Below are 25119 nucleotides of genomic sequence, written 5' to 3'. Positions count from 1 at the left end.
GTGGCTCACACGGCGCCCACTGTGGAGTCGACCACCTCGCGGCCGCGTATGCTGGCGGCGAGCGCTCTTCCCGTATTGCTCGGTGTCGCGTGTTACGCCAACACATTGCGTAACGGTTTCGTCTGGGACGATCCGGTGATCGTCGAGCGCCAATTGTCGGCGTTTACAAGCTGGCGCGCGTTGGTGGTTCCGCCAGTCGATCTCGAGTTTGCAAGCACGTACTACCGACCGTTGGTGTTCGTGACCTATCTTTTCGACAATTGGTTTGGTGGCGGTGCGGCGTGGGCGTTCCACGCCACGCCGCTGGTAGCGCATGCGTTGGTCGCGTGGCTGGTGTTCGTGCTTGGCGTGAGGCTGGGCATCGGCGTGCGGGCGGCGGTGATGGGTTCGGCCCTCTTCGCCGTTCACCCGATTCACACCGAATCAGTGGCTTGGATCGCCGGTCGCTCCGATGTGCTGGCGGCGCTGTGCCTTCTCCCCGCGTTGATGGTGCTGCGGATGAACCGGGCCCGGCGCCTAGTGATTGCGGCGGTGCTCGTACTCGGCGCGCTGTTGAGCAAGGAAACGGCAGTGTGTGCCGCGGTGCTGTTGCCGATCGCAGGCGTCGTGATGAGTCGCGTTCCGGCACGTCAGCGATGGCAGGACTGGATCACCGTTGGCCTTGCCGTGGTCGTCTATGCCGCGCTGCGGGTCGACGCGGGAGCGGTGACGCCGCGCGAGCCGGCCCACATGCCAGAGGTCGCGTGGCTGCTGGCGTTCGTTGGGCTCTACATGACCAAACTGGTCATGCCCTACAATCTCAACTTGCTGATTACCTCGGCACAGCCGCTGTGGCTGTACACGACGCTCTCGCTCGCGGTGGTAGTTGGTGTCATCTGGTACTTGGTACGTGGCAGGCCGGACCCGGCCGCACGGTTTCTCCTCGCATGGGTCGGCCTGACACTGGTGCCTGCGCTTTTGCCGATCGTCTGGCGGGTCCCCGCGGCGCCGTTTGCTGAGCGCTATCTCTACCTCCCCTCGATCGGTTTCTGTTTGCTGGTCGCGCACTGGGCGACGCGATGGTCTGCGGCCGGCGCACGCCGGACGCTGATCGTGACCGTAGCCACAGCGTTGGTGGTGGTTGTTGGAGCGGCCGGCACGGTTCGCCGCAACCAGACCTGGCACAATGACCTGTCGCTGTGGAGTGCCACCGCCGCGCGTGATCCAGATCTGTGGCTCCCGCGCTTTGAATTGGCGAAGGCGTCGGACGCGGCCGGCCAGCCCGCGGTCGCAGAACGCGCCTACCGCGAGGCACTGGCGCGCGCCGATGCGACAGGTGTGCCGCTCATCCTAAACAATCTCGGCTCGCTCTACATGCACACCGGTCGTAACGAGGATGCTGAGCCACTCTTGCGCCAAGCGGTGGCGGCCAAGGCTGACTATCCAGATCCGCTCTACAATTTGGGGGTGCTGTACTGGAATCGCGGCAAGAGTGCGCTCGATCGCGGTGATGGTCGTGGGGCTGGCGATGCCTTGGCCAACGCGCGACAGTTTTTGGAAGCCGCGCTACAGGTGAGCCCGCGTCTCACGCCCGCCCACTACGCGCTCGGCTCGCTGGGTCTCATGACGAACGACCTCGCGCTTGCGCGCGAGCACCTTGAAATGACCATACGCCTGGCGCCGACTAGCCGCGAAGCCGAGTTCGCGCGTCCGTTGCTGAACCGGCTGGCGGTGAGGCCGTGAGCGCGCCTCATCGGAGGCTGCCGAGCGCGCGGCGGCCGTAGGTGAACCGCTGAGTCGCGGTGACCACTTCGAGCGCTGCGTAAACGTATGCCGCCGTTGGCGCGAGACTGGGGAGCGCAACCACCACCAGCGCGAGCACGAGCAGCTCCGCGCGCTCCAACAACCCGGGGGCGTAGTGAATCACTTTCGCGCTGGCCCCCTCGCTGGCGGCGCCGATGGCGAGGAACACGCAGAGGTTGACGTACCATGTCGCCGCTAGCACGAGTGCTGGCGCATGCCACGCCGGGCGGGGCAGGGCGATGCCGAGTAGCACCGCGGCTTCTACTACGCGGTCGAAGGTTAGATCGAGCACGCCACCCCAGCGCGTGCTACCGCTGCCGCGTCGAGCGACCCGGCCATCGATCGCGTCGGCTACCCCGGACAACAACACGACGCCGAGAGCCGTCCACATCCAGTCGAGGGCGAAGAGTCCCCCCGCGACAATTCCGAGCACGACCGCGGCGTAGGTCAGCGCGTTCGGGGTAATCGTCCACCGCACGCACACGTCGGCGAGGTGATTGAGTGCGCGGTCGATCGTCGCGCCGGGTTTGCCAAACGCGCTGTCGAGCATGGCGCGACTATACCACGCTGCCATCCATCGCACGCCCCATTTTGACCACGCCCCTTCTTGGAAGAACCGGAGCCTTTGGTTATGGTGGCCGCACATCGACGTCACGCTTGGAGGAGGATACCTGTGAAACTCGATACCGGATTGATGAGTGCTTCGTTGCGCGATGTGCCGGCCGCTGCCCGCGCTGCTGAGCAGATGGGATTCGACGCGCTGTGGACGGCCGAAACCAGTCACGATCCATTCTTCCCATTGGTGGTGGCGGCGGAACACACCGAGCGGATCAAGCTCGGCACCTCGATTGCCGTCGCGTTCCCGCGCAGTCCGATGGTGCTAGCGGAGATCGGGTGGGACCTGCAGGCGCTGTCGAAGGGACGTTTCATCCTCGGCCTAGGGACGCAGGTGAAGGGACACAACGAGCGCCGCTTCGGCGTGCGCTGGGAACACCCAGGCCCGAAGCTCCGCGAGATGATCCAAATGATCCGCGCGATCTGGGACTGCTGGCAAAATGGCACCCGGCCGAGCTTCGTCGGCAAGTTCTACAATTTCACGTTGATGACGCCCTTCTTCAATCCGGGGCCGATCGAGTGGCCGAAGATTCCCATCTACATTGCCGGGGTCAACGAATACATGTGTCGGCTGGCGGGTGAGGTATGCGATGGCTTCCACGCGCATCCATTTCATTCGATCAAGTATCTCACCGAGACGGTGATCCCAAATATGGAGAAGGGCGCGGCCAAAGCGGGGCGCAGCGTCAAGGACTGCGCGCTGTCGAGTACCGCGTTCGTCATCACCGGCGCCAATCGCGATGAGATCGAGGCGGCCAAGGCGCCGGTGCGGCAACAGATCTCGTTCTATGCCTCGACCCGCACCTACATAGGCGTGCTCGAAGCGCACGGTTGGGGCGAGACCTGCATTCGGTTGAACGAGAAGGCGGCGAAGGGCGATTGGGCCGGGATGGCGAACGAGATCACCGACGAGATGCTCGAGGTCTACGCGATCACCGGTACCTACGACGAGATCGCCGACAAGGTGAAGACCAAGTACGCCGGGTTGCTCGGCCGTGTCGCGTTCTACTTCCCGTTCAGCGGCGGGCGCGATGACGCGCGCTGGCGCAAGATCGTGGCGACGTTCAACGGCTAGCGAAGATCAACAGATAGGCCGAGATCAGCAGCACCGACACGATGCCCACCCCGAGCAGCGTATCGCCGAGACGTTGATAGAAGGGGCCGTGGTGCTGGATGTGGCGCAGCAGGTTGCGCAGAGACGGACGCGAGATAGGCGCTCGGGGGCGTGAGAGACGCATGGGGGGTGATAGCGCGCGCCTGGAAGGCGACTTCCCGCCCATCTCGCGCTGCCGACTGGCAGGGGTTCGGAAGCTTTCAAGCATGATGACGCTCACCCTTGTGGGCTGAGCAAGACCAGTACCACGCAGAAGTGTACCCGGTGCCGTCTTCGCTTCCGCCATCGGGCAGCAAGAAGGCTGGCGCTGCTGCAAGCCATCGCAGCAGCGCCAGCCGCTCGCGCGTTCCGCACAAGGGTAGCCCCTCGATTACGCAGTCCCTCGATACGAAGCCGTCGGCTTCTACTCGGTTCTGCTACTCGGGGAAGCGGGCTTTTTTTTCGCGGGCAGGGCCTTCTCGCACAAGGCCTCGGCAGGCCGAGCTTGCGCCGAAACTACGCTGACTCCGCTGCCACGTAGCCGTTGCCCTCGAGGTAGGTGAGGATCGTTTTCAAACTCTCCGCCTCGCTCTGCGTGCCGGTGTTGACGGTGATCTCGGCGGCAAGCGGGGCTTCGTAGGGCGCAGAGATACCGGTGAACTCGGGGATCTGACCGGCGCGGGCTTTTTTGTACAGACCTTTCGGATCGCGCGATTCGCACACTTCGAGCGGGCAATCGACGAAGACTTCAATGAAGTCGCCTGCAGCCATCAGCTTGCGCGCTTGCTCGCGATCGGCACGGTAGGGCGAGATGAAAGCGGTGATGTTGATCACGCCGGCTTCGGTGAACAACTTGGCGACTTCACCGATGCGGCGAATGTTCTCGTTGCGATCTTCCGGCGAGAAGCCGAGATCCTTGTTCAGCCCGTGGCGCACGTTGTCACCGTCGAGTACGAACGAGTGGACGCCGCGATCCCAGAATATTTTTTCCAGCGCGACGGCCAGCGTCGACTTACCCGAGCCCGACAGCCCGGTCATCCATACGGTGCATGCCTTGTGGCCCAAAATGTTTTCGCGGTCGGTCTTCGACACGTTCCCGGCATGCCAGACGATGTGCTTCGATTTCGGTTCACTCATGCTGCGGAGACTCCTTCGATGAGATTGTGTAGCGGTTAGAGCCGCATCTCTTACCGGAGGAGCGCAGTTGGCTCAAGGGTCGCGGGTCTTGTGCAGTGGCGGACCTAGCGGAACATGTCGAACTCGCGCGGGCGGATAAGCTTCGCACCGCCGGCGCCGTCGCCGCGCTGATACGCGTAGCCGCGAACGATGGCTGCGGGGATGCCTTCGCCTTTGCGCATCACCAGACCGGCGGCGGCAGCGAGCGCATCGGCTTGTGCGTTCACCGTGTGGTGCAGCTCGCGGCCGGTGAGGTCGCGCTCGCCGCGCAGATCGAGTAACGGTTCCATCCCGGCGACGCCGAGCGCGAAGTCGACCAGACCGTCGCGCCACGGCCGGCCGAATGTATCGGTCACGATCACCGCCACCTCGCGTTGGGTTCGCGCCCGCATTGCGTCGACGAGTCCGCGCGCGGAGGCATCAGCATCGCGCGGGAGCAGGATCACCGTGTCGTCATCGAGACTGTTCGACTCGTCGACCCCCGCGTTGGCGCACACGTAACCCGGGCCGGTTTCGACGATGAGGTGGCCGCGATCCATTTTCACGATCCGGTTGGTCTCGCCGAGAATCACTTCAATGACGCGCGGATCTTTGTCAGTGGTCATCGCCGCGAGTTGCTTCGCGAACGGCGACGCGGTCACCGTCTTCAGATCGACGACGCGACCTTCGGCCTTCGACACGATCTTCTGACAGACCACGAGAATGTCGCCGTCGAGCGGACCGAGTTGTGCCTTCGCGATGGCGTCGGCGAGGATGGAGCCGAGGTCGTCGCCAGGGCGTATCATCGGCACACCGGGCACCGGGTGGACGGAAAAAGGGTTCATGCCATCACCTCTCCCACAACCGCCGCCGCCAGCGCGCGCGACTTCGCGGGCGTTGACATGATCGTGTCGGTCACCAACGTCCGCATGCCGAGCTTCTGGATGCGTGGCGCGTGCGCCGCGTCGCGGTTGTCGAGCACGAACAAATCGACGAAGTCGCGATAGATGTTCGCCACACCGAACGGCGACACTTCGTGGCCGAGGCCGCGGAGCAGGCGATGCGCAGGACCCTTGATCGGCATACCACCGACGATCGGGCTAATCGCGGCGATCCGCGCCCGGGTGGTGCGCAACGCGGCGCGCACGCCGGCAAGACTGACGATAGGACCGATGCTGACGATCGGATTACTCGGCGGCACGATCACGATGTCGGCGTTGCGAATGGCGCCAAGCACGCCGTGCGCCGGGCGCGCCCGCGATGCCCCAACGAATTGCACGCGTTCGACTCGCCCGCGTCCGCGTCCCTTGACCAGATATTGCTGAAAGGGCAGGGCACCGCGCTGGGCGACGTGGACCACCGTGCGCACGGGGTCGTCGGACATGGGCAACATCGTCACCTTCAGTCCGTGGCGCTGCGCGATCGTTCGCGTGATCTCAGAGAGTGACTGTCCGCGGCGCAGAGCATCGGTGCGGTAGAGGTGAGTGGCCAGATCCATGTCGCCCAATTGAAACCAGGTCTCCGCGTAGTAGCGCTCGAGCGCATGGAGGCACGCCAAGGTGTCGCCCTGCACGCCCCAACCGAACCGCCGCCCGACCCGACCCGCCAAGGTGTAGGTGACGGTGTCGAGGTCGGGCGAAACGTGCAGGCCGAAGAACGTGTCGTCGTCGCCGGTATTGCCGATGATGATGAGTCGGCGCGGGTCAAGAAGCGAGTGCAGGCCCCGCAGAAAGCGCGCGGCGCCCACTCCGCCAGCCAGCACCGTCACCCGCTGCGTGCGTCTCATTCGCTCCGTCCTCCGCTCCGTGCATTCGACCGTAGGTAGTAGTGCGTTGCACCGGGATGCGTCCGAAGCCCTCAATGAGCGCGCGGATCTCGCTCTCGGGGAGATACTCGCCCGCGTCGGCGCCGGCCATCTTCGAGATCGACTCTTCCATCAGCGTGCCGCCGAAGTCGTTGCACCCGGCACCCAGCGTCAGCTGCGCCAACTCGACGCCGAGCTTCACCCACGAGGTCTGGAGGTTGTTGATCCATCCGCGCAGCATCAGGCGCGAGACAGCGTACATGCGAAAGTCGACGGCGCCCTTGGGCGGCGGATTCACCAACCCCTTTTGATAGAGCGTGGTGTAGGTGTGGATGAAGCGCAGCGGCACGAACTCGGTGAAGCCGCCGGTTTCTTTCTGAATCGTGCGCAGCAAGTCGATGTGTCGGGCGATGTGCTCACGCGTCTCGATGTGGCCGTACATGATCGTCGAGGTCGTGCGCACGCCGACTTTGTGCGCGGTGGTGATGATCTCGACCCACGTGCGCACGTCGACCTTCTTGTGGCTGAGGATCTCGCGCACGTCGTCGTCGAGGATCTCAGCCGCGGTACCCGGGATAGTCCCGAGGCCAGCGTCGCGCAGCATGCTGATGTAGTCCGTGTAATTCATCCCCGTGCGGCGGGCGCCGTACATGATCTCCATCGGCGAGTACGCGTGGATGTGCATGTGCGGGTAGCGCGCCTTGATCGCCAGCAACATGTCGCGGTACTCGAACGCGTCCATTTCCGGATTGATGCCGCCCTGCATGCACACTTCGCTGGCGCCGCGATCGATCGCGTCCTGCACTTTGCTGAGGACGTGATTGACATCGTGGTTGTACGCGGTTGGATCTTTGCGATGCACGGCGAAGGCGCAGAACTGGCAGCCGACGAAGCAGATGTTGGTCCAGTTGATGTTGCGGTTGATGACGTAGGTAACGTCGTTGCCGACGTCGGTGGCTCTCACGCGATCGGCGGTCTTGATCAGCGCGAGCAGGTCGGCGCCCTCGGTGCTCAACAGGTGGACGCCGTCCTCGACACTGAGTTCGCGCGCTTCGAGTGAACGCTCGAGAATCGCTCGCGTCGGTGCCGAGGCCTCCGCAAGCACGGCGTCGAGCGGCCGCGGGTCGGTGACCATTTCCCGAATGTGACGCGTCAACATGGCAAGACTCCTCCTCTGCCGGCCGCCAGCGCGCGCGTGCGCGCGTGCAGCGCCGGATCCAAGAAGCCGGGCCGATCGATGTACTCATCGTAGATCGGCAGGCGAGGTTGCAGGATAGAGCCTTCCCCTTTGCACGTCGCGGCCAATGCGGCGACGTGCGGCCAGGGAGCCTCGGGGTTGACGTAGTCCCGCGTCAGCGGGGAGATGCCACCCCAGTCGTTGAGACCGGAGTTGAGCAAGATGCGGTGATCGTATGGACTGAGGTTCGGCGGCGCTTGAATGTTCATCGCCGGCATCAGCAGCCGGCACACGGCGAGGGTACGCGCCATTTCGAGCGTGTCGGGTTCGGGGCTGGTGGCCATCGGGATACTCGGCTTGGCGCGGAAGTTCTGGATGATGATCTCCTGAATGTGTCCGTAGCGTTCGTGCGCGTCGCGGATCGCGATCAAACTGGCGACCCGCTCGGCGCGAGTTTCGCCGATGCCGACGAGGATGCCCGTCGTGAACGGAATCTGCAACTCGCCGGCCTCGTGAATCATCCGCATGCGCAGCACCGGATCCTTGTCCGGCGCGTGATAGTGCGGACCGCCGCGTTCGCGCAGGCGCGGGCTGATGGTTTCGAGCATCAGCCCCATGCTGACGTTGACCGGCTTCAGGCTCGCCATTTCGGCACGCGTCATCAGGCCGGCGTTGGTGTGCGGCAGCAGACCTTCTTCAAGCGCGACCTCGCACGCGTGGCGAACGTACTCGATCGTGGTGGTGTGGCCGAGGACTTCGAGCGTCTGACGATACGACTTGAAGACCAATTCCGGTTTATCGCCGAGGCACATGAGTGCCTCGATCGCGCCGCGCTCCTTGCCGTCGCGCGACCACGAGCGAACTTCTTCCGGCGTCATCGTCCACGCGCCGGGATCGTTGGGGTCTTTGCGAAACGTGCAATACGAACAGAAGTCGCGGCACAGGTTGGTAATCGGCAGAAAGACTTTCGGAGAGTAGGTGACGGCGGAACCCTTGTAGCGTTCGCGCACCTCGCAAGCCGTTGCCATCGCATCCCGCAGACCCACGTCATCAACATCGATGAGAACGTTGGCGTCGGCTTCGCTGATTGGCTGACCGGCGAGTGCAGATGCCAAGATAGCGGGGACGGGCTCCCGAGCCGAAGCAGAATCAGAGGCGGCCAAAGCCGCGCCGGCAGCGTACATGCGCTCGTTCCGAAAAGCCGAGGCGGTTATAGGAGAGGGTCCGAGGGCAGTCAACACGGCCTGCATGCGGGTGCATCTAGACCTTCTTCCAATAGAATTGCGGCCAAGGGGTGTTGAAACGAGACTCGCCAGGACGCGAGCGCAAGGAATGGACTCCAAGGACCATCATTCGTGGCAGGGACAGGAACAGGACATGAACGCCCGCGTTGCGATGCCTCGTGTGATGAAGCGCAGCACACAGCGCCCGCGAAGGCAGCCGATCTGGTGATTGGACGCGGAACTGAAGTGGGAGTGCGTCAGCGCTCGTCGCGCGATGGCTGCGGGCTCAGCGTAGTCTCGCGGCGTACGCGCAGGGCGAGGGCGCCGTATTCGTCGCGGTTGGCGCTGATGAAGCCGGCAATGCGCGAGAGTTCCCACGCGTCGAAGATGTCCATCGAACGTTCGAGCAATGTCACGACGCCTTCGTCGGGCAGGCGCGCGATGCTGAGAGTGGGATCGTCAGCGTCGTCGAACTCGGTGGCGATCTGGTCGGCGGGGAGCAGAGGCAAGATCGTGCGCACCGCGGCGACGAACTGATCGACCTTCGATGGCCGTAGCGCGTAGGGATAGAAGTGGCAATCGAGGGCGCGGCGAATCTCGTGCTCTTCGATCGCGAGCCGCACGGCGCCGGGCTCGATGCGTTGCTCGACCACCTCGTGTCGCACCGGTTCATCAATCGACTCGCGCCCGCTGCGGACGGTGAACGATTGCTCGCCACTGCTCAATTCGATGTAGCTGGTGTGTACCGGGTCCCACAGCGTGCCTTCGTAGTGGGCGTTGACGCCGGTGCGCTCGACTCGTTCCAAGGGATGATGGCGATGTTCAATGAGGAAGCCGCCGTAGGCGATCGCGGCCGCCTCGTTGGCTTCGCCGCCCTCGGCGAGTTCGTGCGCCGCATAGACACGGTGGACAACGCCGCAATCGCGGCACAACAAGAATGCGTCGGACATCGGACCCTCAGTGCAAGTGGGTGAACTGATCGTGGGGCGCTACGCGGCGCGCGGGCAGGGTGACGATGCACTGCGTGCCACTGCCGGCCTCGCTGTGCACGCGAAGATCGCCACCGAGAAACTCGACCAACCGCGTCGCCAGCCGCAATCCGAGCCCAAGCCCGCGATAGCGTCGGCGCGGCGAGGAATCGGTCTGCGCGAGCCCCTTGAGGGCCTGTGCCATTTCCTCCTCGCCCATGCCGATACCGCTGTCCGCGACTTCGATCTCGACGGCGCCCGGCTGCGGCGCTTGACGGACGCTCAGCGTAATGCCGCCGTGCGAGGTGAACTTCACCGCGTTGTCGAGCAGGGCGACCAGCACGCGCTCGACTTTGTCTTCATCGCTAATGGCCCACAGACCGTCGGCCGAGTACGTCACGTCGAAGTGCAGCCCCTTCTCGGTTGCCAGCGGCTCGAAACGATGACCAATGCGCTGCGTTGCCGCGGTGATGTCGAACGGGTCGACCGTGAGCGGCACTTCGCCTGCGTCGAGCGCGTTGAGCAGTAGGACCCCTTCGATCAAGCTGAGCAGCTCTTGCGAGTTTGCTTGAATGCGATCGAGAGCGGTGCGCTGTTCGGTGTTGACCATCGCCTGCAACTCCTCGGCGAGGATGGCGCCGTAGCCGATGATGGCGCTCAGCGGCGTGCGCAGCTCGTGCGAAAGATTGGCGAGAAAGTCTTCCTTGATGTTTCGCATCCGCAGCGAGGCGCGCCGGCGGCCGACGGCGCGGCGAACGAGATCCGCAATGTGGGGGACGTCGAACGGCTTGGTCACGTAGTCGAAGACGCGATGGCGTAATCCGCGAATCGCCGAGTCCAGCGCGGCGTAGCCGGTGACGATGATGACTTCGATGTCGGGATCGTGTTCCTTGATGTGCTCGAGCAGTTCGATGCCGGGCATTCCAGGCATGCGGAGGTCGAGGGTGACGACATCAATCGCGGTCGTACGCAGAATGTCGAGGGCTTGTTCGGCCCGCGCGGCGGTGAAGACCTTGTAGGAAGGCTTGAAGATCATCCGCAACGATTCGGTCGGCCCCCGCTCGTCGTCGATGATCAGCAGCGATGCGCACTCGTCCATGGCCGAAGTCTCCTACTCTCCGAAAGGGCGGTCCCAAGGAGAGCAGGGGATGTGCCAGTGCGATTGAAATTGAAGTGATGCGCGAACGTGACGCGCGGAAGTGGCGATTCCGTTGCGATTCTTAGGTGCGGTGGGTCGCGAGCCGACTACTCAAGGCGTCGGGTGGTTGTGCAAAATTGTTCGATGGGTGCGAACAGGACTGTCACGTGTTGGATGCGGCTGCGTCGGGATCCTTGTCGACCGAAACAATGCCCAGTTTGTCCATCTTGTACTTGAGGATGCGCCGAGTGGTGCCGAGAATTTGTGCGGCGCGTGTCTGATTGAAATCGGCTTCAGCGAGGGCGCTGCGAATCAACTCTTGCTCGAACTGGTCGACCGCGTCGCTGAGGCGGCGCTCGCCACGGATGACGGACTGCTGCGCCGGATGCGGCTGGTTTTCGCCGCTGACGACGTATTGCGGCAGGTCGTCCAGAGTCATCACCGACCCCTGCGACAGCACGAGCGCTCGTTCAATGAGGTTCTCCAACTCGCGCACATTGCCGGGCCAGTGGAAGGACATCAGACGATCAAGCGCTTCGGGGTTGAACGGTTTCTCGGCGACGCCGAGCTCGCGCGACTTGAGCGAGAGGAAGTGGCGGATGAGTGGCGCGAGATCTTCCGTGCGTTCGCGCAACGGTGGCAAGTGGATGGCGACGACGTTGAGCCGATAGTAGAGGTCGGAGCGGAAGGTGCCGTCGCGCATGCCTTGCTGCAGGTCGCGATTGGTGGCGGCGATGACACGGACATCGACGCTGACTGGATGGCCGCCGCCGACTCGAGTAAACGTCCCCTGTTCCAATACCCGCAGGATCTTCGCCTGCGTGGCCGGGTTCATCTCGCCGATTTCGTCAAGGAAGATGGTACCTTTGTGCGCATGTTCGAACTGCCCAAGTTTCTTGCTGTACGCGTCGGTGAAGGCACCACGCTCGTGACCGAACAACTCGCTTTCGAGCAAATTGTCCGGAATGGCGCTGCAGTTCAGCGTGACCAACGACTGGCTGGCGCGCGGGCTGTTGTAGTGGATGGCCTTGGCGATGACTTCCTTGCCGGTGCCGCTCTCGCCGGTGATGAGCACGGTGGTTTTGAGCGGGGCTACCATCCCGACGGTCTTCAGCACCGACTGCATTTTGCCCGAGCCGCCGATGATGTTGTCGAAGCTGTAGCGGCGACCGACTTCGGTACGGAGGGCTTCGACTTCGTGCAACAGCGCCGCCGATTGCACGGCCCGATCGATCTGCAGGTGCAGCTCGTCGATGTCGAAGGGCTTGGTGATGTAGTCGAAGGCGCCGAGCTTCATAGCGCTCACCGCCGTCTTCACCGTCTTGGTGGCGGTGAGCATGATGACCGGCGGTGCGGGTTTGAGCAGGGCGATGCGTTCCAAGGTCTCGAGCCCATCCATGCCCGGCATCAGGACATCGAGCAGGATCACCTCGGGACGCTCCTGTCGCAAGAGATCGAGCGCCTCCTCACCACTGGTGGCGAGCACCGGTTCGTAGCGCTCCTTCAGGATCATCCGCAGCGATTCGCGGACGCTCAGCTCGTCATCAACGATTAGCAGCCGTGGTCGTTCCATCGTCGCGCACCACCCTCCCCACTCCATCCGCAGCAGAGAGCTGAATCGTGACCGTGGCCCCGGTCGCGCTCTCCTGAATTTCGAACTGGCCGCCGTTCCGTTTCACCAAACTGCGCGCGAGTGCCAAGCCCAGGGGCACCGGCGATTCCTCGTTGCCGTCGCGCGGCGGCAACAGGCTCGCAAGTTTGGCGATACCGCGTCCGTTGCCGGCGGGCAACTGGATTGTCATGCGGCCGCCCTCGCCACAGTGGACCGCGATCGAGCCACCGTCCCCGATATTGCGGATCAGGGCGCGGAGGAGGTTTTCCAGCGCGTAGGTGATCTGTTCCGGATCGACGCTGACGACGACGTTGCTGTGGGGTGGCCGATAGTCGAGCATCAGTCGGCGCTCGCTCAATAGCGGACCGAGTTCGGCGAGCGCCGGACCCAATATCGCTCCGAGCGGCACCGGTTGTGGCGACGGCTCGTGGAAGCGCGTGAACTGCAGCAGGTTCTCTAGCGCTCGATCCATGCGATCAACCGCCTCTCCGGTCATCAGAACGAGTTGATCGCGACTGGATTCCTCTAACACGAGCCGATCGAGGTGCTGCGCGAAGGTCTTCAGCGTCACGAGCGGATTTTTGAACTCGTGCGCGAGCTCATTGATGATCATGTCGACCGCGCTGCTCGCCAGCGGTGTGGCGGGCTGCTCCGGTTGCGCCGGTTGAGAGGCCGGCACGACGACAAGTGGGCCGTAGCCGAACAGCAGGTCGCCCACATCGAGGACTTCCTTGTGCGCCAACGCGATCGTGCGAGCGAGCACGGTCTCCAACTCGGCGGTGTTGCCGAACCAGAGGTAGCGCGTCAACCGTTGCATCGCGCGAGGCGTGAACGCTACTGGACGACAGCCCAGGTTGCTGCACAGCTCGGCGGCGATCGCCCGCGCGAGCACGGGAATGTCGTGAGTGCGCTCGCGTAACGGCGGTAGCGTGATTGGCAGCACGTTGAGGTGATAGTACAAGTCGTGCGAGAACGAACTGCCGTACGTCATGCTCCCAAGATCCGCCGCCGTCGCGGCCATGATGCGGATCGCCAACCATCCGCGCGGTGTCCACAGCCCGCCGGCATCCACGACTTCGAGCAGCAGCGCCTGCGTTTCCGCGGTGGCTGATGCCACGTCATCGATGAGGATGCTCACGTCCGGCCCGGTCGTGGCGAGGTCTTGGATCGCGTTGCGAGTACAGCTCGCCGGTGGCATTGGCACCAGACGGGTGGCCGAGTGCGCGAGTTGAATCGCGGCGGCGACGCGCGCGCGGCCGGTGCCGGGCTCACCCGAGATCAGCACGGGCAAGCGATTCGCAGCGGCCTCGCGCGCAACCTGAGCCGCCTCGTGCGACAGGTAGGGGTAGGCCAACTTGTCGTTCGTTGGCTGCGGTTGCGATTGGGGCGCGCGGCGCAGCAGCTGTCGGACGTGCTCGGTGAGGACGTGGCCGTCAAAACGCGCCGGCAGCACTATCGACGGGCCGGCCGACGCACGCAGCGGCGCTCCGTCCATTGGTTGTGCGCGCAGCCAGATCACCGGCAGGCTTGCGGCGCCAATGGCGCGCAGCGCCACGGCCGGAATCGTGTCCGCGTTGGCGATGATCAGATCGGGGCGAGCGTCCGGAACGGGGTATGATGCCGAACAATCGTGGGGTGCGACTTCATGTACCTCGCCCGTGTGGGCAAGCACGATCGACAGCGTTTCACGCACCGCTTCGGAGTCGTCAATAACGAAGATCCTGGGCAGCGCCACTTCTCCCGAGCCTCCTTCCATCCCGACTGTGCTCTGGGCGGCGACTTGTGGCTGACAACTTGGAGGCCTAACTAGCGACATTCGGCCTCGGCTGTCAATCGTTTAATCCGAGACCAATCCGCTAGACATTCGGGAATGCGATCCGGCCGAGAGCCCGATGCCGCTACCCTGCAAGACCGCTCGCAGGCGCGCGATACCGATTGCAGAATTCGCTTGAAAAAGTTTAAGCTCGCATGGTAACCGTAGTGGCTGGCCGGCAATGCGATCCGCATGGCACGCGGGGGGACTTTCCACCGTTCGGCGTAGGCCGATGCGGGCCGTATGAATATTCTCTTTCGCAAGTGCCGGCCACGAGGAGCGACGTGATTAGAGCCGAAGGAAACTCATCGCTCACCGGCCCTGCCGCTGACGCTGATCGTGGTGCAGCGGGCGAGGCGACATTCGCGAATCCCGATGGCGACTTGGTCGTTGTGCAGCAGAATGTGTTGGCAACAGTCGATCACGCATTCGGCAACATCTTCCAGCGTTTGTATCATCTCGCCCGTACGATGCGCGCTGCCAGTGCTCCTGCGCTGTCGCCGCTGGAAGATTCGATTCGCGAACTCCAAGCGTTGCTTGAGTTGTTCGTGGACTACGTCGCGCCGATCGTCATCGAAGGACATGCGATGCGTGCCGCAGATGTGGCCGCCAGCTTCCGCCATCACCTCGACGAGGCGATGGGCGCAGGGAAGCTAAATGTGACCCTGGCGACTGAACTGAGCGCCGCGGTAGTTGTCGATCCCGCGAGGCTGGCGCGTGTTTTTCATTTGCTCGCGCAGTCGCTGCGCGAGTCCCTTGACCATGGGACCCCGAATGTGAGTGCGGGTGTCGGCGTTGGCGGGGCGCAATTCGAGATCGTCGTGGGTGACTTTGCGCCGTGCAACTCGCCGACCGCGCAACTGCGTTGGGCGCTGGCCGAAAAGCTGGTGAACTTGCAAGCCGGGGAGTTGTTGGAGACGAGCGCCGGCGAGCACCGGCGTTGGACTCTACGACTCCCGGTGGCGGCATGACTCCTCAAGTTCTCGTCGTTGATGACGATCCGCTGATCCGCGAGCAGCTTCACGCTCTCCTGACCAAACAGGCCTACGAGGTAACCGCTGCCGCCGACGTGGCGCGGGCGTTGGAGAGCTTGGCCGAGCGCGAGTTTACGCTCGCGGTCGTCGACATGAAGATTCCCGGCAGCGACGGTATCGCGCTGACGCGCGAGATCCGCGAGCGCTGGCCAAACGTAGACGTCGTAATGATCACCGGGTACGGGAGTATTCGAGGCGCGGTCGAGGCCATGAAACAAGGGGCCTGCGACTACATCGCGAAGCCGTTCGAGTCCGAGGAAATCTTGCTCGCGATCGGCAAAGTGCTGGAGCGTCGACGCCTGATTGACGAGATTGAGTACCTGCGCAAGCAGCTGTCCGATCGCTACACGTTTGCCAACATGGTGACTCGGAGCCCCGCGATGATCGAGGTGTTTTCGACCATCGAGATGCTGGCGCAGAACAGCGTAACCGTACTGATCTCCGGCGAGTCGGGCACTGGCAAGGAACTGGTGGCACGTGCGATCCACTTCCAGGGCAAGCGGCGCGCCGGTCGCTTCGTTGCCATCAACTGCGCCGCGTTCCCCGAGTCGCTGCTGGAGAGCGAACTGTTTGGCTACGAGCGCGGTGCCTTCACTGGGGCGGTGCAGGATCGCATGGGCAAGATCGAGGCGGCGAACGGTGGCACGCTCTTTCTCGACGAGGTTGAGAGCATGCCGCTGGCTATGCAGGTGAAGCTGCTGCGAGTCCTTGAGGAGCGCGCGATCGAGAAGCTCGGCAGTAACAAGTCGATCCCGGTTGACATGCGAGTGTTGGCTGCTTCCAATCGTGACCTTGCCGCGCTGGTGAAGACTGGGCAGCTGCGCGAGGATTTCTACTACCGCATCAACGTGGTTCCGGTTCACCTGCCGCCTTTGCGCGAGCGGTCGGAGGACATTGCTCTGTTGGTGGCGGACTTTCTGCGCAACCATTCGCTCGCGCGTGAAAAGGGCATCAACCGAATTTCCGAACGCGCGCTCGCGCAACTCATGAGCTATTCTTGGCCGGGAAACGTGCGGGAGCTGCTGAACGTGCTCGAACGTGGGGTTCTGCGTGCCAAGGCCGACAGCATTCGCGAAGTGGACGTGCCGGTCGACGTTGAGACCCAGGTGAGCCGACGCGGTGGCGTGGACTTCCAAATTCCCTTGCGCGAGTTTCTGCGCCGAGCGGAACGAGAATACCTCGCCCACGTGCTGGAGCGCTACCACGGTGGCATTGGCCCAAGCGCTCGCCACGCTATGGTCGATCAGGCGACGCTCCATCGTAAGATCAAAGCCCATGGTTTGCGTGCGGGCGAGTTCCGCAACGGTCGGGGCGAGACGGGCAGGGAGCCGACATGATAGTTGCGATCTTGCCGCATCTGGCGTTGATGCGAGAATCGCCGCGGCAATTCGGCACGTCATCTGACGCAGCAGACGTTCAAGAGAAGCGCGTGCGCGTTATCGTGTGCAGAATCAACTCGTGGCACGGCTGTTGCGCCACTCAACTAGTGGGGTGATCGATGTACTGCGATTTCTACCAGATGACGGAGCGGCCGTTCAACGTGACCCCGGATCCGAAGTGCCTCTATCTCAATGCCCGCTACCGCGAGGCATTGGCGGCCCTTCAGTACGGCATCGTGCAGCGCAAGGGGTTCATTACCCTCATCGGCGAAGCCGGTACCGGCAAGACGACCCTGCTTAAGCGCCTGATGGATGACTTCGATCAGAAGACGCGCACGGTGTTCATCTTCAATACCCACGTGACCTTCGAGGAGATACTCGAATACGTTTTCGCCGAATTCGATCTGCCTATTCACAACGGTAAGAAGCTCTATATGCTCCAGCGCCTCAACACGTTTCTCCTCGAGCAACTGCGCGGCGGTGGTAACGTGGCGCTGCTGATCGACGAGGCGCAGGATCTCGACTACACCGTGCTCGAGGATCTGCGGCTGCTCTCCAATCTGGAGACCGCCAAGGAAAAAATCCTGCAGATTGTTCTGTCGGGTCAGCCCGAGTTGGGTGACAAACTCAGCAACCCGGCGCTGCGCCAGTTGCGGCAGCGCATCGCCGTGAGCTGCCGGCTGCTGCCGCTCTCGCGTGAGGAGCTCAGTGAGTACGTTCAGTACCGCTTGCACGCAGTTGGATGCAGCGATCTGAAGCTGTTTACACGCGATGCCGAGGAGCAGATCTATCGATTCTCGCGCGGCATCCCGCGACTGATCAACGTGGTCTGCGACAACGCGCTGGTGATCGGTTACGCACTCGGCAAGAAGCGTATCGCCGGCGATGTGATCTCCGAAGCAGCGGCGGACCTGATGCCGTTGCAGGAGACCGTGGTGCCCACGGAAGTACCTCGGAAAGAGGGCCCGGTGACGGTGGCTGTGCCGGCAATGACCACGGAGCGGCCGCGGGCACGGCTTGGCCTGATCGCCCTAGTCTTGGGTGCGATCCTGATTGGCCTGTTGTCGGTCGGGCGCAGCATGCTGCAACGCCCCGCCGTGGAGCAGCCGGCGACTCCACAGGAGCCAGCCGCCGCCCTTGCGCGACCGGCCGAGGTCATTCGCCCGGGGTCGTTGCAAGTGCCCCGCGAGGCGGAGTCGGTGCGGGCCGAGCCGCCACGTGGTGAAGCGGCTGCACCGCTGCCAGCGATGCGGCCGCAGGAAGTCCCGCCCCCTGCGGATCCGGCGCCGGCCCTCGGCCCGCGTTCGGATGCCGAGATCGCCCCGATGCCGCCGGAGCGTCTGGCGGGCGCCAAGGTACCGGCCGCCGTGATCGAACACAACCGCAGTGGGTCTGGGCCTGCGAACGTTGTTGAACCGATGGCGTACGCGGCCGAGCCGGCGCCGCGCGTAGCCGAGCCGGTCAAGCGCGTGCCGGAGCCCGTGGCGCGCCCCGCAGAGCCTCCAGTGCACGGAGCGGAGCCCGTCGTCAAGGTTGTCGAACCGGCCGCGCCGAAGGCGCCCGTGGCAGTGGCGAGCGGACCCAGACTAGCGCCTGCGGATCCGAAGACGTTGTGGGCGGACGCCGAAGACGTAATGCCCGTCGCGCCGGCGCCGAGAGCGATGGTGACGACGATCGATGAGGGTGCCGACGCAGGCGCAACCGCCGTTCCTGCGGAGGAGATCCGCTTGGCCGCCAATCAGTTCGAACGCGTCGTTGTGCAATCGGGCGATTCGATCTCGCGCATCGCAATGCGCAAATATGGCCAATCCAATCAGACGATTCTCGACCTGCTCAAGCTGGCCAATCCGGAGTTGCACGACGTGAACGTGATCTCCGTTGGGCAGACGCTGCAGCTGCCCGACTTGAGCGAAAGCTCGGTGGTTACATACGGCGACCGCCGCTTTGCCGTGTTGGTCTATTCGACCGCGCAGCCAACGCGGGCCGCCGCGCTCGACGCTGCCCTGCGTGCGCGTGGACAGCACAGCCGAGTCGTCAAGGGCGCGTTGAGCGCGCGCCATCCGGTGTTCCGAGTCCTGATCGACGGCTTCGCTGATCGGGCGGCGGCTGTGTCGGCGAGTCGCGATGTCCAACGTCTCTTCCGTGAAGACAGTCGCATGGCAATGCTCGTGCACTAGGATTCCACTATGCCGTCCGATCTCGCCCAGTGGTTTGTGGTGCGCACGAAGGTGCGGCGCGAGCAGTATGCCGAGTGGCAGCTCTCCCGGCGGGGTGTGCAGACCTTCTTGCCGCGCATCTGCGAGCCCGCGCGCGCCGGCATCCATCCGGTCGTGGCGCCGCTGTTCCCAGGCTACTTGATGGTCTGCATCAACCTCGACACGCAGTACTTCGATGTAGTGTGGTCTCCCGGCGTTAGCAAATTCGTCGCGTTTGGCAGCACCCCGTGTCCGCTTGAGGATAGTGCGGTTGAGTATCTGCGCGCGCGTGCCAGCGCGGACGGCCTCATCCACGCCTTTCCCGTGTTTCACGAGGGCCAGCGCGTCCGAGTGAAGTATGGTCCGCTGGCGGGGCTGGAAGGCGTGATCGAGACGCCGGTGAGTGGCCGTGGGCGCGTGCGCATTTTGATGGAACTGTTGCGGCGGCAGACGCGAGTAGAGCTGCCGCAGGAGTTTGTCGATCGCGTGTCGGCCTAGCCGGCAGGCGAGAAGATGTTGGTGACCGCACGTGCGGTCGCCAGCGCGGGAGCCTCAGAGGCTCTTGGGGGATAGGGCCCACGGGCCTCATGGGCGGAGCTATATCCGGCGCTCGATGGTGAAAGGTGGCGTGTGACATCCGATTCCGGAAGTTCGATGACGCGGTTCGTAGTCGCGTGCATATTGGGAGGGCTGGTTGGCGGCGCCCTAGTTGGCCTCGGTGAAGTGGTGCTCATTCTGTCAACCAGCGCCGAGCCGGAGGAATACTGGCTAGTGCCGTACGCGGTGGTTTCGTACGGGCTGCTCGGGTCAGCGCTCGCGTTGGCAGGCGTCCTGGTCGGGGCGGCGAGTGGCCGGACGCGGTTGTCGAGCGTACGCGGATTCTCGTTTGGAGTCGGGATCGCAGTAGCCGTTCTGTCGGTGATCGTCGGGCGCTACCACATCATCCAGCGAGTATTTCACGAGGAGCTGATCCTGGTCTCGCCGACTGGTGTGGCGGTGCACGTAGGCCTTTGCGTTGGGGGAGTCGTGCTCGCGTGGCTGGTGGCGAAAATGGGGCGCATCCTTTACGCCGGCGTCGCGGTGTGGGGCGTGCTCGCGATCTTCGTGCTGGCGTTGGCCGGCAGCGTCGGGCTTGCGCTTGCCACCTCTCGTCCCGAAGCGGCCGGTAGCTCGGTCCAAGCGAAGGCCACGGCCAGCGGTCCGAACGTCATCTTCATCGTCACCGATACGCTGCGTGCAGATGCGCTCACTACCTACGGTGGTGCGTCCGGGCAGACACCGCACTTGGATGCCTTCGCGCGCGACGGAGTCTTATTCGAGCGGGCCTATTCGCAGGCGAGTTGGACGCGTCCGTCGATCGCCAGCTTGTTGACCAGCCTATATCCGTCGCAGCACGGAGCGATCCACAAGATGGACATGCTCCCGGATCGCGTGCTGACACTGGCTGAGGCCTTCAGCGCCGCGGGCTATTGGAGCGCGGGATTGGTCACCAACATCAATGTGGCGCCCATCTTCAATTTCCAGCAAGGCTTTGGCGAGTATCACTATCTGCCGCCGGATTTTTATTTCTGGGCGACCGATTCATCGACACGCCTCGCCATCTACAAGGGCCTGCGGGCAGTGCGGGAGCGCTTCGGTGCCGACCGCATGTACTTTTACAACTACTACCAGGATGCGCGCGTGGTTGACGACAACGTGACGGCTTGGATCGAGCAGTCGCCGCCGCAGCCGTTCTTCCTTCTGATCCATTACATGGACCCGCACGATCCATTCTTCGAAATTCCCTACGATGGCCGCGCGGTGGCGCGCGCCAGCACCCCCGAGCCGCCGGTGGCCCGTCGTGACGAGATGCATCGCTTGTACTTAGAGGACGTGTCCTACCTCGATGCGCACCTCGGCGCCTTGTTCGATCGCCTCCGTTCCCGCGGCCTGTACGATAACAGCGTGATCGCCGTGGTTGCGGATCACGGTGAGGAATTTCAAGAGCACGGCGGCTGGTGGCACGGCACGACACTGTACGACGAGCAAGTCCACGTGCCGCTCATCGTCAAGCGCGCGCACGAGCCGACCCCGGGGTTGCGTCGCACCGACCCGGTCCGCACCATTGATGTGGCGCCCGCGCTCATGGTGGCTGCGGGTGCACGGCCGCCGCAGGCTTTCATGGGGCACGACTTGTTCCGCGATGGTCTCGACCAGTGGCCGGTATACGCGGAAGAGGACCTTGAGGGGAACGTCCTCACGTCGCTCCGTGTAGGGGATTGGAAGGTGATCACAGCGAACCCGGGGAATCCGCGTGGACTACGTCCCGTGGAGCTGTACGAAGTGAGTTCGGATCCACACGAGCGGAACGATCGGGCGGCGAACGAACCGGAGCTTACGAGCGCGCTGCTGCAGCAGCTGGCGGCGGCGCGCGCTCGGATCGCGACCGGTCATGCGCTGCAGCCGATCGAGGGACCAGCGAATGCTGTTGATCGTCGGTCTTGACGGAGCGTCGCTCGATCTTGCCCGCCCCTGGGCGGAGACGGGAGAGTTGCCGCATCTGCAGCGACTGTTGGCCCAGGGCGCGTGGGGGCCGCTCCGCTCGACGATGCCGCCGGCCACGTTTCCGGCGTGGACGACCTTCATGACCGGGGTGAACCCGGGACGCCACGGCATCTTTGATTTCACCCGACGAGTGGCGGGTGCGTACAGGGTGCAGTTCATCAACGGGAGTTTTCGCAAAGTGCCAACGGTCTGGAGCAGACTGAGCGCTGCGGGGCGCCGCGTGGCCGTGTTCGGAGTCCCGGGAACGTATCCGCCGGAGCCGATCAATGGGCAGATGGTCAGCGGCTTCGATACCCCCGTGACCACGCGCGCCGACGCGTCCTTCGTTCATCCGCCGGAACTGGCGCAAGAAGTCGCCGCGAACGGCGGCTTCCCGTTCGCAGACTTCCAGGAGTTCAAAGTGGATCGCGATTGGTACCGCGAGGCGTTGCGTCGATTGCTGGAAGGGATCGCGATCAAGACTCGATTCGTCGCGCGGCAACTGCGGCGTGAGCGGTGGGACTGTGCGACGGTGGTGTTCGGTGAGTCCGACACGGTCGCGCATCATTTTTGGCGCTTCTGCGATCCACAATCTCCGCGCCACGACGCTGACGGTGCACGTGAATTCGGCGGTGCGATCCGGGCCGTCTATGCGGCACTCGACCGCGCGATCGGCGAGCTAGTCGATGCGGCAGAACCGAGCACCGTGCTGGTGTGCTCCGATCACGGGTTCGGCGGCGTCGGGCGTACGGTCGTCCATCTCAACGGTCAACTCGCCCGCGCTGGGCTGCTCCATTGGCGGGACCGCCGCGTCGCGTCGCGGGCGGCGACGCTGGGCAAGCGGTGGCTTCTGCGCGGGTTACCACCGAGCGTGCAGGCGCGTTGCTTCCGCCTTGGCGGTGGGCGGTTTGCGGATGCGCTCGAATCGGCGAGCCGATTCGCCGACATCGATTGGAAGCAGACGCGTGCGTTCTCGGAGGAACTGAACTATGCGCCGTCCGTATGGCTCAACGTGAGCGGTCGCGACACCCTCGGCATCGTTGCCTCCAGCGAGTACGATCGCACCTGTGACGAGGTCACCGCAGCCTTAGGGGAATTGCGCGATCCTGACTCCGGGGAGCCGATCGTGGCGCACGTATGGCACCGCGACGAGTTGTATCACGGTCCATGGGTGCAGTTTGCCCCGGATCTAACTGTTGAGTTGGCTCTGCCGGGCGGGTACTCCTACGCCTGTCTCCCGACTCGCTTGAGCGTGGGCGACGACCCGGTGCGGGTGGCTACCACGGCCGAGATGACTGGGGGGAAGCTGACCGGGATGAGCGGTAGCCATCGCCGCGATGGGTTGTTCGTGTTGAGCGGGGCGGTGCGGCCGGTGGGTTTTCTCACAGCCGATATCTGCGACATGGCGCCGACCATTCTCACGTTGTGTGATGTGCCGATTCCGAGCGACTTTGATGGCCGCTCACTGGTGGGTGTTGGCGCACCGGAATGGGCAGCGTCGTATACAACGAGTGACGCGATCGAGAGCGAGCATGCATACACGTCAGATGAAGAACGAACGATCGAACGCCGGCTGCAGGCGTTGGGGTACCTGGCATGAACAGCCTGCGCCCGCGCTACCGGATCGCGATGGTGGCTGCGTGTCCATTCCCGAGTCTGCGTGGGTCGCAAGTTCTGATCCGCGAATTGGCTGAGGCGCTGGTTGCGGCGGGCCACGAGGTCCACGTGGTGACGTACCCGGCGGGTGAGCACGTCGTCCCAGTGCGGGGATTCCGCATCCATCGGACCCGGGGCTGCGGCGGGCTTGATGGATCGCGGTCGTGGTGGGCGAAGCTGGTACTCGACGTAGCGTTGATTGCCACGCTCTATCGCGTGGTGCGGGATCACGCGATCGATGTCATCCACGCGCACAACTATGAGGGCCCGCTGGTGAGCTACGCCGTGCGGTGGATGCTCGGCACGCCGGTTGTGTACCATAGCCACAACGTGATGAGCGACGAGCTTCCGTACTACTTTACCGGATCCATCGCGCGGTGGATCGCTCGGCGGGTCGGACGAGCGCTCGATCGTGTGGTGCCGCGGTGCGCCGACTACTGCGTAGCGCTGAGTCCCGAGATCGCGCGCTTCCTGATCCACCGCGGTGTCGCCGGCAACCGAATTGCCGTCGTGCCGCCGGCGATTGCGCTGCCATCGAAGCGTGAAATCGAGAATGGGGGCATGCTGTTTCCCGACAACGATGTTGTTCTCTATGCTGGGAACATCGATCCGTATCAGAACATGGAGACCTTGCTGCGGGCATTTGCCCACGTCCGCCAGAAGCGACCGAATACCGTGCTCGTGATCGCCGCGCACGTGGCCACTGCCCCCACCACGCGACGGCGATTGGTGACGATTGCAGCGATTCCCGGTGTTGTTGTCGCCGAGAGTCGGAGCTTTCGAAGTACACGGACCATCCTGGAGCGCGCCGATGTCGTCGTCTGCCCGCGGTCATCTTGGTCGGGTTTTCCGATCAAGCTGCTGAATTTCATGTCTTTCGGGAAGGCAATCGTGGTATGCAAGAGTGTGGCGAAGGTAGTGCAAGACGGGCACACTGGCGTGGTGGTTCCTGATCGCGACGAGTGGGCGATGGCGGCGGCGATAACAGGCTTGCTAGAGGATTGTGCGCAGCGCACCGCGTTGGGAATTGCGGCTCGGCAAGCGGTGGCTATGCACCATACGTGGGCGGCACTTCTGCCGCGGATCGAGTCCCTCTACGCCGAAACTGTGGGCCGTCCGAATGGGTTCGAGGCGGTTGAAAAGCAAGGCGGACGGGTGCGTAGAATAGGCTTGATGGCACCGGCTGAAGATCGTATAAGCCCGCGAGCGTCGACCCGAAGGACCGGGAACGAATGAAGACGTGTGCGTGGAGCTATATTGCGGGTTTGTCGCTCGCTCTGGTCGTGGGAGCGGGCTGTGGTCGGCCGCGTCCGGTCGCGCCGGTGCCGTTGCCGGCGCTCGACGCGTCAGTGGGCGGGCCGATTCACGAAGCCGAGTACCGGCTGCAGCCAGGCGATGTGCTGCGCATCAAGTTTCTCTATCACCCGGAACTCGACGTGAAGTTGCCTGTGCGTCCCGACGGGAACATCACGCTGCAGGATGTGGGCGAGGTGATGGCGGGTGGGTTGACGACGAATCAGCTCGCTGAAGTCGTTCGCCAGCACTCGAGCGAACACTTGCGTGACCCTGAAGTCACGGTGATCGTGGCAGAATTGGGCGAGCAGAAGGTTTATGTGACCGGTGAAGTGCGGCTGCCCGGGTTTGTGCCGTATCGGCCCGGACTGACCGCGTTGCAAGCGATCATGGACAGGGGTGGCTTTACTGATATTGCCCGCGTGGACAGCGTCGTTCATATCACTGTTGGCGAGAAGGACTATCAGGCGACCAAGGTGGATTTGACTCGCGTGTTGCAGGGTGAGCCCGAATCGGTGCAACTGGCGGCGCGCGACATGATCTTTGTCCCACGCACCACCATCGGCGACATCAACGCCTTCGTCGATCTCTACATTCGCCGCATGCTGCCGGTTCCTCCGCGGGTTGGCATCGGCTTCGCCCCGTAAGTTAGTCAACGG

The 25119-nt window shown here is 63.7% G+C and carries 21 protein-coding genes; 10 read left to right on the top strand and 11 right to left on the bottom strand.

Annotation, left to right across the window (positions count from 1 at the left end; translation table 11 throughout):
- Entirely contained in the window at positions 1–1722 is a 1722-nt protein-coding gene (locus HYR72_05230) for a tetratricopeptide repeat protein (GenBank protein ID MBI1814358.1), read from the top strand.
- Positions 1723–1729: 7 nt separating this feature from the next.
- Here HYR72_05230 and HYR72_05225 read toward each other — a convergent pair whose 3' ends face one another.
- Entirely contained in the window at positions 1730–2356 is a 627-nt protein-coding gene (locus HYR72_05225) for a CDP-alcohol phosphatidyltransferase family protein (GenBank protein ID MBI1814357.1), read from the bottom strand.
- A gap of 120 nt (positions 2357–2476) precedes the next feature.
- Between HYR72_05225 and HYR72_05220 the strand changes: the two genes are divergently transcribed.
- Positions 2477–3472 (top strand): TIGR03617 family F420-dependent LLM class oxidoreductase, encoded by a 996-nt coding sequence (locus tag HYR72_05220; protein ID MBI1814356.1) that lies wholly within the window; start codon positions 2477–2479, stop codon positions 3470–3472.
- Here HYR72_05220 and HYR72_05215 read toward each other — a convergent pair.
- From HYR72_05215 to HYR72_05170, 10 genes are all read right to left on the bottom strand, one after another.
- Positions 3462–3635 (bottom strand): hypothetical protein, encoded by a 174-nt coding sequence (locus HYR72_05215; GenBank protein ID MBI1814355.1) that lies wholly within the window; start codon positions 3633–3635, stop codon positions 3462–3464. The two genes, HYR72_05220 and HYR72_05215, sit on opposite strands and share 11 nt — an antisense overlap.
- A 371-nt stretch (positions 3636–4006) precedes the next feature.
- The gene (gene cysC, locus HYR72_05210) at positions 4007–4627 is read right to left on the bottom strand and encodes an adenylyl-sulfate kinase (GenBank protein MBI1814354.1); all 621 of its coding nucleotides are present in this window, start codon (positions 4625–4627) and stop codon (positions 4007–4009) included.
- A 104-nt stretch (positions 4628–4731) separates the two neighbouring features.
- Entirely contained in the window at positions 4732–5490 is a 759-nt protein-coding gene (cofE, locus tag HYR72_05205) for a coenzyme F420-0:L-glutamate ligase (protein MBI1814353.1), read from the bottom strand.
- The gene (locus tag HYR72_05200) at positions 5487–6431 is read right to left on the bottom strand and encodes a 2-phospho-L-lactate transferase (protein ID MBI1814352.1); all 945 of its coding nucleotides are present in this window, start codon (positions 6429–6431) and stop codon (positions 5487–5489) included. Before HYR72_05200 ends, cofE begins: the two co-directional genes overlap by 4 nt.
- Positions 6349–7608 (bottom strand): 5-amino-6-(D-ribitylamino)uracil--L-tyrosine 4-hydroxyphenyl transferase CofH, encoded by a 1260-nt coding sequence (cofH, locus tag HYR72_05195; GenBank protein ID MBI1814351.1) that lies wholly within the window; start codon positions 7606–7608, stop codon positions 6349–6351. The genes HYR72_05200 and cofH overlap by 83 nt, the downstream gene beginning before the upstream one ends.
- Positions 7602–8810 (bottom strand): 7,8-didemethyl-8-hydroxy-5-deazariboflavin synthase CofG, encoded by a 1209-nt coding sequence (cofG, locus tag HYR72_05190; GenBank protein ID MBI1814350.1) that lies wholly within the window; start codon positions 8808–8810, stop codon positions 7602–7604. The genes cofH and cofG overlap by 7 nt, the downstream gene beginning before the upstream one ends.
- Before the next feature lie 296 nt (positions 8811–9106).
- Positions 9107–9799 carry a hypothetical protein gene (locus HYR72_05185; protein MBI1814349.1) on the bottom strand — a complete coding sequence of 231 codons (693 nt, stop codon included), beginning with the start codon at positions 9797–9799 and terminating at the stop codon, positions 9107–9109.
- 7 nt (positions 9800–9806) lie between these two features.
- Entirely contained in the window at positions 9807–10916 is a 1110-nt protein-coding gene (locus HYR72_05180; protein ID MBI1814348.1) for a hybrid sensor histidine kinase/response regulator, read from the bottom strand.
- 202 nt (positions 10917–11118) lie between these two features.
- Entirely contained in the window at positions 11119–12528 is a 1410-nt protein-coding gene (locus tag HYR72_05175; GenBank protein MBI1814347.1) for a sigma-54-dependent Fis family transcriptional regulator, read from the bottom strand.
- Positions 12500–14302 carry a sigma 54-interacting transcriptional regulator gene (locus HYR72_05170; protein MBI1814346.1) on the bottom strand — a complete coding sequence of 601 codons (1803 nt, stop codon included), beginning with the start codon at positions 14300–14302 and terminating at the stop codon, positions 12500–12502. The genes HYR72_05175 and HYR72_05170 overlap by 29 nt, the downstream gene beginning before the upstream one ends.
- 362 nt (positions 14303–14664) lie before the next feature.
- On the opposite strand from HYR72_05170, the gene HYR72_05165 reads away from it, so the two are divergent.
- The 8 genes from HYR72_05165 (at position 14665) to HYR72_05130 (ending at position 25107) form a co-directional block, all read left to right on the top strand.
- Positions 14665–15351, top strand: coding sequence for a hypothetical protein (locus HYR72_05165; protein ID MBI1814345.1), 687 nt, complete (start codon positions 14665–14667; stop codon positions 15349–15351).
- The gene (locus tag HYR72_05160) at positions 15348–16751 is read left to right on the top strand and encodes a sigma-54-dependent Fis family transcriptional regulator (protein MBI1814344.1); all 1404 of its coding nucleotides are present in this window, start codon (positions 15348–15350) and stop codon (positions 16749–16751) included. The genes HYR72_05165 and HYR72_05160 overlap by 4 nt, the downstream gene beginning before the upstream one ends.
- Before the next feature lie 161 nt (positions 16752–16912).
- The gene (locus tag HYR72_05155; GenBank protein ID MBI1814343.1) at positions 16913–18970 is read left to right on the top strand and encodes an AAA family ATPase; all 2058 of its coding nucleotides are present in this window, start codon (positions 16913–16915) and stop codon (positions 18968–18970) included.
- Between the two features lie 9 nt (positions 18971–18979).
- Positions 18980–19486, top strand: a complete 507-nt coding sequence (locus tag HYR72_05150; GenBank protein MBI1814342.1) for a hypothetical protein — start codon at positions 18980–18982, stop codon at positions 19484–19486.
- 156 nt (positions 19487–19642) lie between these two features.
- Positions 19643–21472, top strand: coding sequence for a sulfatase (locus HYR72_05145; GenBank protein MBI1814341.1), 1830 nt, complete (start codon positions 19643–19645; stop codon positions 21470–21472).
- On the top strand, positions 21450–23111 hold the full coding sequence (locus HYR72_05140; GenBank protein ID MBI1814340.1) for an alkaline phosphatase family protein: 1662 nt from the start codon (positions 21450–21452) through the stop codon (positions 23109–23111). The genes HYR72_05145 and HYR72_05140 overlap by 23 nt, the downstream gene beginning before the upstream one ends.
- On the top strand, positions 23108–24403 hold the full coding sequence (locus HYR72_05135) for a glycosyltransferase family 4 protein (protein MBI1814339.1): 1296 nt from the start codon (positions 23108–23110) through the stop codon (positions 24401–24403). Before HYR72_05140 ends, HYR72_05135 begins: the two co-directional genes overlap by 4 nt.
- Complete coding sequence (locus tag HYR72_05130) at positions 24400–25107, top strand: polysaccharide export protein (GenBank protein ID MBI1814338.1); 708 nt, start codon at positions 24400–24402, stop codon at positions 25105–25107. The genes HYR72_05135 and HYR72_05130 overlap by 4 nt, the downstream gene beginning before the upstream one ends.
- Positions 25108–25119: the final 12 nt, after the last annotated feature.

The organism is Deltaproteobacteria bacterium (assembly GCA_016178705.1).
In the GTDB taxonomy this organism is placed as follows: Bacteria; Desulfobacterota; Binatia; order HRBIN30; family JACQVA1; genus JACOST01.
The sequence above is the reverse complement of the archived record's forward strand: the minus strand, read 5'-3'. Positions and strand labels throughout refer to the sequence as shown.

Coding starts and splice junctions, on each gene's coding strand:
- HYR72_05130 (MBI1814338.1), top strand. CDS start 24,400: ATGAAGACGTGTGCGTGGAGCTATATTGCGGGTTTGTCGCTCGCTCTG.
- HYR72_05160 (MBI1814344.1), top strand. CDS start 15,348: ATGACTCCTCAAGTTCTCGTCGTTGATGACGATCCGCTGATCCGCGAG.
- cofE (MBI1814353.1), bottom strand. CDS start 5,490: ATGAACCCTTTTTCCGTCCACCCGGTGCCCGGTGTGCCGATGATACGC.
- HYR72_05180 (MBI1814348.1), bottom strand. CDS start 10,916: ATGGACGAGTGCGCATCGCTGCTGATCATCGACGACGAGCGGGGGCCG.
- HYR72_05200 (MBI1814352.1), bottom strand. CDS start 6,431: ATGAGACGCACGCAGCGGGTGACGGTGCTGGCTGGCGGAGTGGGCGCC.
- cysC (MBI1814354.1), bottom strand. CDS start 4,627: ATGAGTGAACCGAAATCGAAGCACATCGTCTGGCATGCCGGGAACGTG.
- cofH (MBI1814351.1), bottom strand. CDS start 7,608: ATGTTGACGCGTCACATTCGGGAAATGGTCACCGACCCGCGGCCGCTC.
- HYR72_05215 (MBI1814355.1), bottom strand. CDS start 3,635: ATGCGTCTCTCACGCCCCCGAGCGCCTATCTCGCGTCCGTCTCTGCGC.
- HYR72_05140 (MBI1814340.1), top strand. CDS start 21,450: ATGCTGTTGATCGTCGGTCTTGACGGAGCGTCGCTCGATCTTGCCCGC.
- HYR72_05155 (MBI1814343.1), top strand. CDS start 16,913: ATGTACTGCGATTTCTACCAGATGACGGAGCGGCCGTTCAACGTGACC.
- HYR72_05175 (MBI1814347.1), bottom strand. CDS start 12,528: ATGGAACGACCACGGCTGCTAATCGTTGATGACGAGCTGAGCGTCCGC.
- HYR72_05225 (MBI1814357.1), bottom strand. CDS start 2,356: ATGGCAGCGTGGTATAGTCGCGCCATGCTCGACAGCGCGTTTGGCAAA.
- HYR72_05220 (MBI1814356.1), top strand. CDS start 2,477: ATGAGTGCTTCGTTGCGCGATGTGCCGGCCGCTGCCCGCGCTGCTGAG.
- HYR72_05150 (MBI1814342.1), top strand. CDS start 18,980: ATGCCGTCCGATCTCGCCCAGTGGTTTGTGGTGCGCACGAAGGTGCGG.
- cofG (MBI1814350.1), bottom strand. CDS start 8,810: ATGTACGCTGCCGGCGCGGCTTTGGCCGCCTCTGATTCTGCTTCGGCT.
- HYR72_05145 (MBI1814341.1), top strand. CDS start 19,643: ATGACGCGGTTCGTAGTCGCGTGCATATTGGGAGGGCTGGTTGGCGGC.
- HYR72_05135 (MBI1814339.1), top strand. CDS start 23,108: ATGAACAGCCTGCGCCCGCGCTACCGGATCGCGATGGTGGCTGCGTGT.
- HYR72_05185 (MBI1814349.1), bottom strand. CDS start 9,799: ATGTCCGACGCATTCTTGTTGTGCCGCGATTGCGGCGTTGTCCACCGT.